This window comes from Thiohalomonas denitrificans, from assembly GCF_900102855.1.
Lineage (GTDB): Bacteria > Pseudomonadota > Gammaproteobacteria > Thiohalomonadales > Thiohalomonadaceae > Thiohalomonas > Thiohalomonas denitrificans.
This window is the reverse complement of the sequence record NZ_FMWD01000020.1, coordinates 5,544-14,215: the sequence shown is the minus strand read 5'-3', so window position 1 is coordinate 14,215 and position 8,672 is coordinate 5,544. Positions and strand designations below refer to the sequence as shown.

Genomic DNA, 8,672 nt, shown 5'->3' with positions numbered 1-8,672 from the left:
TCGTCGCCTCTTGTCGCTCATACGCTGGGCCTTGGTTGCCTGGTACCGGGTGCCTTGGCGGTTACGGCGTACTTCCCGGCTTATCGTGCTGCGATTTCTGCCGAGCTTCCTCGCGACTTCGGCCTGAGAAAACCCCAGTTCCATCAGCGCGCCAATCTGGTATCGTTCCTCGTGGGTCAGTTGCCTGTACTGGTGTCCCATGTGTCGCCTGCAATCGGTTAGGGTGAGAGCTGCCGATTGTACGGCAACTGACCCACCCGCCTATCTAAGCAGGCGTTGCAGTTATTCTATGAATTCAGGGATCGGCTTCCAAGCAGATATTCAGTGCCCCGTATTGATCTACTAGCTTCTGATCGATGTCAAAGTACTCGTTGAAGAGAAGCTGGGTGTTCATGAGTAGATCTCCATTAGGGCTAACATCTAAGCATTTATCCGCCGTGCGAAGCATGGTGGAATGCTTAGATGTTACGCCGATTCGGCCTATAACTGGCTCAGCCCATCCTGCCTCATCTTTTCCTTTCGGTCTGTAGGAGAATGCCTACACGAAACGCGGTTGCTGGAGGAGGGAACTCAATACAAGGTGAATTACTGATTTTTATCTCCCTCATCCTAACCTTCTCCTTAGGGAGAAGGGACAAAACCTTTTTTCGCGGCCTGCTAAAAGCTTCCCGTCGACTGCCAGTCGTCACCTTTTCGTCGCGCCTGGCCGAGCACTTCGAGGGCGGCGAGGACCTGGGTGATACCCTTTAGCGGCTTGCGTTTGAATTGGGCGGCGAGGGCTTCGGCGCTTTGCGGGCCGACGGCGAGGAGGGCACGGACGGTTTCGACCTGCTCGGGAATGGTTTTGGGCCAGGGCTTTTTGCCTTGGGCGGCAGGCGCGGGTTCGGCGGCCTTTGCGGTTTCGCTTTTGAGTTCCGCGGTTGTCTGTTCGCCCTGGGCTTCGGGGGCCTGGTAGTCGGGGCGCAGCCAGCGGATGTGGCCCCGGGCCTCTTCGGCGGCGCGTTCGCTGTTGAGGGCGACCAGACGGGTGAGCAGTTCCTCTTCGGCCCCGGCCTGTTCGGCGGGTTTGTCCGGCAAAGGCGTGGTGGCGCCGGGGCGGCCCACCAGGACGTCGGCCAGATCGTCCCAGCCGTAGGCCTCGAAGACGGCGCGGTCGAGTTCGTCGTGCAGTTCGCGCAGGAGGGTGACGAGGCCCTGTTGGTGGATCGTTTTCTCCTTCGCGGTCAGTGTCTCGCCGGCCCGGAGTTTCTCCAGCACGTTGTACATGCCGGTGAGGGTCAGCTTCGGGTGCTCGGCTTGTTGGCGTTTGCGGTGGGCATCGAGTTGTTCGGCCAGGTTACGGACGCGGGCGGCCTGGGCTTCGGTCAGTTCCGGGAAGGGGAAGGTTTCGAAGCAGCGCGAATGATTATAGGTAGGGTCATTTCCCGCACCCAAGTTAGCTCCAGCAGCCAGAGCCCAAGCCAAGTGTGGTCTGCTTGAGAGTGTCCCTAGCACTACAGCATCGTCGCTCGCTACGCCCACGATCTTTGCATCGGGCAGTATAGCCGTCTCAAGGAATGGGAAAATTCGATGTTTCGCTGTTCGTACCGTCGCAATGTACCTAGTTAGCCCTTCGGACATATTTCGCCATTCTTTACGTGGCTCGGCGAAGATCCACCAATTCTTCCGATACGTTTCGCGTTTATTCTGGTCCCGCTCAGGCTTAACCCGCTCAAGAACCCATTGATAGACGGCAGGGTATTTTTCCCGGACCTGTTGGACATCAAGACCGAAAAGATCAATGACCTTTACTCCTCGCGGAGATTGCGACAGGTCACGACCGTTACGATAGTCACGTATAACGGCTTCAACTCCCGGCGTGGTCCCGAGCCCCAGTTTTTTGGCTTCGTCGGGCGACACTACGAATCCCATACCGCTCAGCTGCACACCGACTGTTGTTATTCCGTTATTGGACTCCAGCGGGCCGGCGCCTGCGACGTTTGCTCCGACTGTCAAATCCGAGAATATTTTTCCAGAGCGCCTATTTAGCCGGACTATCCTTGATTCCTCACCCCCGTCCTCCTCACGGACTAAGTGACGCAGTATTCCAGACTCGTTACCAGCGGCGCCCACCGTCATGGCGATTCGCACCGCTGCCCCGTCGGTGCTATCCACCCACGGGTGGTCGGGGATCGCAAAAACTAGGGAGAGGGGTTTGGCTTTGTCGCTAAGATGTGACTCAAGTACGCGTCGATTAAAGGTCTGGCGCAGACTGTTCGTAGTAATGAACCCAAATCGCTTCGCTTCACGATTGCGCACCTTTTCGGCTGCGATGTGCCACCAATAAGTCACGAAGTCCGCCGATTCAGCGATGGTTCCTTTGAAAACCTCCCGAAGAGCATCGACGTAACCATCTCCCAAGGCACGACGCATTGCCTTATCACCAATAAACGGCGGATTCCCCACGATGTAATCCGCCTCAGGCCATTCGGCCTTTCGCGGGTTGCTGTAGCGGTAGACGGGGATGCGCTGTTGCTCGTCCGGGATCAGTTCGCCGGTGACCGGGCTTTCCCTGTAGCTGATGCCGTCCCAGATGGTGACCGGCTCGCCGTTGTCATCGAGCATCGGTTCGCGGTTGTCGTAGTCGATGAGGGCGTCGCGGTTTTCGATGTTCTTGAAGTCGCGCAGGATAGGTTCGGGCAGGTTGAGGCGGCCGTAGAGGCGATAGTCCCACTGTAAATAGCCGATCCAGAGCACCATCTCGGCGATGGCGGCGGCGCGCGGGTTCAGCTCCAGGCCGAGGAACTGGTGCGGGTCGACGGTGAGGCCTCCGGCGTCGAAGGCCTGCTGGCCGGCGGAGAGGTCGCGGATGAGGTTGAGCACTTCACCCTCCAGCCGCTTGAGGTGTTCGAGGGCGACGTAGAGGAAGTTGCCGCTGCCGCAGGCGGGGTCGAGCACGCGGGTCTGGCAGAGGCGGTAATGGAATTCGCGCAGCTCGTTGAGGGCCTTGTCGGGCTTGTCCTGCTGAAGCCACGCCTCGGCGGCCACCTGCACCGTGTTCCACTCCCTTCGCAGCGGCTCGATGAGGGTGGGCATCACCAGCCGCTCGACATAGGCGCGGGGGGTGTAGTGGGCGCCGAGCTTGTGGCGTTCGCGGGGGTCGAGGGCGCGCTCCAGCAGGGTGCCGAAGATGGCCGGTTCGACGAAGCGCCAGTCGGCCCGGGCCGCTTCGATGAGCAGCTGGATCTGATCCCGGTTGAGCGGGATGGGGTCGATGTCGCGGAACAGGCCGCCGTTGAAGCGCTGGAGGGTCTCCATGAGCTGGCCTTCATAGCCACCGGTGTTCATGGTCTCCCACAGGGAGCGCATGGCGGGGCCGAAGTGCTCCGGGTGCGCCTTCAGGCGCTCCAGCAGTGTGGTGAAGCCGCCCTTGGGGAGCAGCTCCACATCCTCGCTGAACATGGTGAACAGGCAGCGCTTGAGGAAGTGGGCGACCCGCTCGACCTCGTAGCCCTCCACCTCCAGCGAGCGGGCGAGCCTGGCCAGTTGGTCGCTGATGGTGCGGGTGACCCGGGCGGCGTGCCGGCCGGGGTCGAGCTCGTCGGGTTCCAGCCACACCTGCCTGAGCCGCTCCCGGATGGCGGGCTTGCGCAGGTCGTCGAGCCGGATGCGGTGGTGGGTGGGGTCGGGGAACGGGACATAGGTGCCGCCGGAGCGGGTGAACTCGGAGTAGAGCTCCAGGGAGCGGCCCACGTCGGTGACCACGATGAACGGCGGGCGCCCTTCGGCGGATGGCAGGGCGCGCACGTACTGATCCGCCTGAGTGTGGGCGGCGAGCATCGCCTTGTCCCAGCCCCGGGTGTCGAGAGTCTTGCCGGTCTGCTTGGCCTCCAGGACGAAGCAGCCGCGCCGGTAGAGGTCGATGAAGCCGCGATTGACGCTGCCGTCGGGATTGGCGATATCGACCCGGCGCTCGAAGACGTAGGCGTTCTCTTCGGTATCACCGCTGGCCGGGTCGGGCTGGGGCAGCCCGAGGAGTTGGCACAGTTCGGTCAGAAACAGCTGATAGTTGGCCCGCTCCGAGCCGCCGGTATCCCGCCAACGGGTGATGAAGTCCCCGACCAGTTCGTCGACTGCAGGGGAGCGCGGGTTATCTTCGAGGCGGGTAGTCATCCACTGGCAGTCCGTTACACGTTAGGCTGCCGATGATAGCAAAATCGGTGTTCAACGTCCGGCAGCCGCTATTCGGGACCGTTGGCCGAAGTCAGCCGTCGAGCGACTTCCAGAGACCCGCAACGACCACGAAGACGAGGGGGACGGCCAGGGCCGACGCGAAGAGCTGTGTGGACAGCTCGACGGAAAAAAGCCCGTGTCCGACGAGGATACCGCCGAAAGTGGTGATCAGGATGGAGAGAGCCACCTGCAAGGGCGGCCCGGCCCAATCATTCAGAAAGTTCTGTTTCCAATGCATGGATGGGAGGCTAACCGCCTCCGTTCTGCTGATCCGTGCCGCGGATCACGAAGCGGCGGAGGAATCTCCCAATGGCCTATGTTCGAGTTCTTCAGTGATTCAGGGCCGTGGAGCGGGGGTGGGAACGGAATCGCCGCGGGGGCGCGCCTCCTACCGGGTCCGAGCGTCCGATTTCCGTAGTCCTGGGTGGGGCGGGTCTTTCCTCATTACGGTGGCATTCTCCGTGACGGAAATCGCCGCGGGGGCGCGCCTCCTACCGGGTCAGAGCCTCCGGCTTCCGGGGCTCCACCGGGAACGCCACGACATGATCGATCTGGGGCCGGACGGAGATGTGCTCGCCCACTTCATAGCGGTTGTGGCTGTGGGTGAGGCAGAGGATCCGAGCCCCTGAGGGGAGCGAGAGCTGATAGAGGAAGTCCGCGCCCCGGAAGGCGCGGGCGTCGACCCGGGCCGGGGTTCCGGTGGGGCAGTCGAGGACATCGTCGGGGCGAATCAATACCTCCACGGCGCAGCCGGGGCGACACTGGGCAGGCGCCGCCCCGCCGATCACCCCGAGTTCAGTCTCGACACCGCCGCTTTCGTTCACCCGTCCCGGGATCAGTTCACCCTGACCGATGAAGTCGGCCACGAAGCGGCTGGCCGGTCGGTGATAGAGGTTGTAGCCGGTGTCCCACTGGACGATCTCCCCGCCCGACATGACGCCGATACTATCGGCCGTGGCGAAGGCCTCGGACTGGTCATGGGTGACCATCAGGGCGGTGATGCCCTCCTCCTTGAGGATGCAGCGGACCTCGCGGGCGAGCTCTTCGCGGCGCTCGACGTCAAGTCCGGAGAAGGGCTCGTCGAGAAGCAGCAGCCGCGGCTTCGGGGCCAGCGCCCGCGCCAGCGCCACCCGCTGCTGCTGTCCGCCGGAGAGCTGGTGGGGATAGGCATCGCCGTAGCCCGCCAGGCCAATCAGATCCAGAAGCCGCGAGACCCTCTTCGCACGCTCGCTTCGGGCACTGCGGCGCAGACCGAAGGCGATGTTGTCCCGAACCGAAAGATGGGGAAAGAGGGCGTAGTCCTGGAACACCATTCCCACCCCGCGGCGCTCCGGTGGAAGCGTCGACTGCGGGGAACTGACCGTTTCACCCCCGATGCGGATCGCTCCGGCCCGCACCGGCTCGAAGCCGGCAACGGCCCGCAGCAGGGTCGTCTTGCCGCAGCCGCTGGGCCCCAGCAGGCAGCCCAGTTCTCCGGGTTTCAGCCGAAAGGAGACGGAGTGGACGACATCCTCGTTTCCGTATCCGAGCGTAACGTTGTCAACTTCAAGCTGCATGCTTCTGCCCTGCCCTGGATCGGCCAATGGAACGCGACAAGAGAATCACCGGCACGATACCGGCCAGTACGATGGTGAGCGCGGCGCTGGAGGCATCCGCCAGCCGCTCGTCCGAGGCGAGTTCAAAGGTCCGCACCGCGAGTGTATTGAAATTGAAGGGCCGCAGCACCAGCGTGGCCGGCAGTTCCTTGAGCACATCGACGAACACCAGCAGCAGCGCCGTCAGCAGCGTTCCCCGCATTACCGGCATATGGACCCGGCGCAGCACCTGGGTGGGCCGCAGGCCCAGAGAGCGGGCCGCATCATCCATGCTCGGGCGTATCCTGCCGAGCCCCCCCTCGACGGCCTGCAAGGAGACCGCCAGAAAACGCACCGCATAGGCGAACAGCAGTGCGAACAGGGTTCCCGACAGCAGCAGTCCGGTGGAAATCCCGAAGACCTCCACGGACCAGGCATCGAGGGCCTGATCCACCCGGGCCAGCGGCAGCATGACGCCGATCGCGATGACCGTCCCCGGTATGGCGTACCCCATACCGGCGACCCGGACGGCGGTATTGACGATCGGACCCCGGCGCAGCCGCTTGCCGTAGGCCATGAACAGGGCCAGCAGCAGCGTGACCAGCGCAGCACCCGCCGCAAGGCCCATGCTGTTCAGTGTCAGCTCAAAGAAGTCGCTATCCACCGTGCGCCCGGCGGTGCGCACTGCCCAGGCCGAGAGCTGCCCCGCCGGCACCACAAAGCCCAGCAGCAGCGGAAAGGCACAGCCGGCGACCGCCGCCCACCGGCGCCAGCCCTGCAGACGGTAGCGGGGCAGCGTCTGATAACGCTGCGTCGCCTGATGAAAGCGGGCGCGGCGGCGCGACCAGTGTTCCAGGAGGATCAGCACGAACACGAATCCCAGCAGCATGGCGGCGAGTTGGGCCGCCGCTGTGGCATCTCCCAATCCGAACCAGGTGCGGAAAATTCCGGTGGTAAAGGTGCTGACCCCGAAATACTCGACCGTGCCGTAGTCGGCGAGGGTTTCCATCAGGGCGAGAGAGACCCCGGTGGCGATGGCCGGTCGGGCCAGGGGAAGGGCTACGCGAAAAAACGAGCGCCAGGGGCCGGCCCCGAGGGTCCGACTGACCTCCAGCACCGCCACCGACTGCTCCAGGAAGGCGGCGCGCGCCATCAGATAGACATAGGGGTAGAGCACCAGCGACAGCATCGCCACGGCGCCGCCGAGAGAGCGGATTTCTGGGAACCAATAGTCCCCGTAGGACCAGCCGAACGTTTCCCGAAGGGTGGTCTGAACGGGTCCGGTAAAGTCGAGCAGGCCGGTGTAGGTGTAGGCGATGATGTAGGCCGGCACAGCCAGCGGCAGCAGCAGCGCCCATTCAAAGACACGCCGGCCGGGGAAATCGCAGAGACTCGTCAGCCAGGCACTGCCGACGCCCAGCAAGAGTGTGCCGACGCCGACACCTGCCATCAGCACCAGCGAATTGCCGACGTAGTCGGCCAGCACGGTGTCCACCAGATGGCCCCAGACATCTCCGGCCGGGACGAACAGATGTCCAAACACCGTCAGGATCGGAAGCGCCAGTAGCAGTGCCACCAGCGCAACACCCGCCTGCCAGGAATCGGGGAGGCGTCGCCTTATCCGGGACGCCAACCCATCCCCGTGCAGGCTCATGAACCCGCCCTTCGGCGGGTCCCACTCACTTTCCACTTTCGAGTTCATCGCCAGCCGGCGCGATCCATCAGCTTCACAGCCTCGGCATTATACTCGCCAAGCTTGGCCATGTTGACGTCGTCTGCCTTGAAGCTTCCCCAGGACTGCAGGGTTTCACTCCAGGCCACATCGGCCTTGACCGGGTATTCGTGATTGACCTCGGCGTACCAGGCCTGGGCCTCGTCGCTGACAAGAAACTCCATCAGCCGCTGGGCGTTGTCCCGGTTACCCGCCGCCGCCGTCAGGGCGATACCGCTGACGTTGACGTGAGTGCCGCGTCCCTCCTGATTGGGCCAGAAGACCGCCACCTTCTCCGCTTCCTCGCGCTGAGCCGGGTCGTCGGAATGAAGCATGACTCCGAGATAATAGGTATTGGCAACGGCGATATCGCACATCCCGGCAGCCGCGGCCGCGATTTGATCGCGATCACCACCGGCGGGCTTGCGCGCGAAGTTCTTCACAAACGTGTCCGCCCACTGCTGCGTCGCCTCCTGGCCGCGAGAGGTGATCATCGAGGCGACCAGGGACTGGTTGTAGATGTTGCTGGAGGAGCGGATGCAGACCCGGTTCTTCCAGCGGGGATCCGCCAGGTCTTCGTAGGTGGATAACTCCTGCGGGTCGACCTTGTCTTTGACATACAGAATCGGACGGGCCCGGACCGAGAGACCGTACCAGTAACCCTCCGGATCACGGTAGGTATCCGGGATCACCTGCTCCAGCGCGTCCGACTGCATCGGTTGCAGCACGCCGGCCTCTTTGGCACGGTGCAGCCGGCCGGCATCGGTCGTCAACAGCAGATCCGCAGGGCTATGGCGACCCTCGACCTCCAGACGCTTGAGCAGCGCATCGGCCTTTCCGGTCACCAGATTGACCTCGATACCGCTCTCTTCGGTAAACCGATCCAGCAGCGGCTTGATGAGATTTTCCTTGCGGGCCGAGTAGAGGTTCACCTCTTCGGCACTCCAGGCCTGACCGCTCACTCCGATCAACAGCGCTGCTCCCGCCACGACCCATCTGTTTTTCATACTGCACGCCTCCTCAAGCGATTCTTGCAACTGAAACGTTAACGAAAACGATTCTCGTTTAGTTTCACCGCTCCTGTCAAGGGGAATGGGGAATGGGGAATGGGGAATGGGGAATGGGGAATGGGGAATGGGGAATGGGGAATGGGGAATGGGGAATGGGGAATGGGG

General features: G+C 63.0%; 6 protein-coding genes. All 6 read right to left on the bottom strand.

Annotated features, from left to right (window positions below; genetic code table 11):
* On the bottom strand, nucleotides 1–144 hold a 144-nt coding region (locus BLP65_RS16335), incomplete at its 3' end, for a helix-turn-helix domain-containing protein (protein WP_245688395.1).
* A 513-nt stretch (nucleotides 145–657) separates the two neighbouring features.
* Nucleotides 658–4,152, bottom strand: a complete 3,495-nt coding sequence (locus tag BLP65_RS16330; RefSeq protein WP_245688393.1) for a class I SAM-dependent DNA methyltransferase — start codon at nucleotides 4,150–4,152, stop codon at nucleotides 658–660.
* 91 nt (nucleotides 4,153–4,243) lie between these two features.
* Nucleotides 4,244–4,450, bottom strand: a complete 207-nt coding sequence (locus tag BLP65_RS16325; protein WP_092999354.1) for a hypothetical protein — start codon at nucleotides 4,448–4,450, stop codon at nucleotides 4,244–4,246.
* A 253-nt stretch (nucleotides 4,451–4,703) separates the two neighbouring features.
* Nucleotides 4,704–5,768 carry an ABC transporter ATP-binding protein gene (locus BLP65_RS16320; RefSeq protein ID WP_092999352.1) on the bottom strand — a complete coding sequence of 355 codons (1,065 nt, stop codon included), beginning with the start codon at nucleotides 5,766–5,768 and terminating at the stop codon, nucleotides 4,704–4,706.
* Nucleotides 5,758–7,440, bottom strand: coding sequence for an ABC transporter permease (locus BLP65_RS16315; protein WP_092999356.1), 1,683 nt, complete (start codon nucleotides 7,438–7,440; stop codon nucleotides 5,758–5,760). The genes BLP65_RS16320 and BLP65_RS16315 overlap by 11 nt, the downstream gene beginning before the upstream one ends.
* A gap of 44 nt (nucleotides 7,441–7,484) precedes the next feature.
* Complete coding sequence (locus BLP65_RS16310) at nucleotides 7,485–8,504, bottom strand: Fe(3+) ABC transporter substrate-binding protein (protein WP_092999350.1); 1,020 nt, start codon at nucleotides 8,502–8,504, stop codon at nucleotides 7,485–7,487.
* Between the last annotated feature and the right edge of the window lie 168 nt (nucleotides 8,505–8,672).

What these genes read in the sequence shown, in the direction of transcription:
- BLP65_RS16320 (WP_092999352.1), bottom strand. Translation starts at nt 5,768, where the DNA reads ATGCAGCTTGAAGTTGACAACGTTACGCTCGGATACGGAAACGAGGAT.
- BLP65_RS16310 (WP_092999350.1), bottom strand. Translation starts at nt 8,504, where the DNA reads ATGAAAAACAGATGGGTCGTGGCGGGAGCAGCGCTGTTGATCGGAGTG.
- BLP65_RS16315 (WP_092999356.1), bottom strand. Translation starts at nt 7,440, where the DNA reads ATGAGCCTGCACGGGGATGGGTTGGCGTCCCGGATAAGGCGACGCCTC.
- BLP65_RS16325 (WP_092999354.1), bottom strand. Translation starts at nt 4,450, where the DNA reads ATGCATTGGAAACAGAACTTTCTGAATGATTGGGCCGGGCCGCCCTTG.
- BLP65_RS16330 (WP_245688393.1), bottom strand. Translation starts at nt 4,152, where the DNA reads ATGACTACCCGCCTCGAAGATAACCCGCGCTCCCCTGCAGTCGACGAA.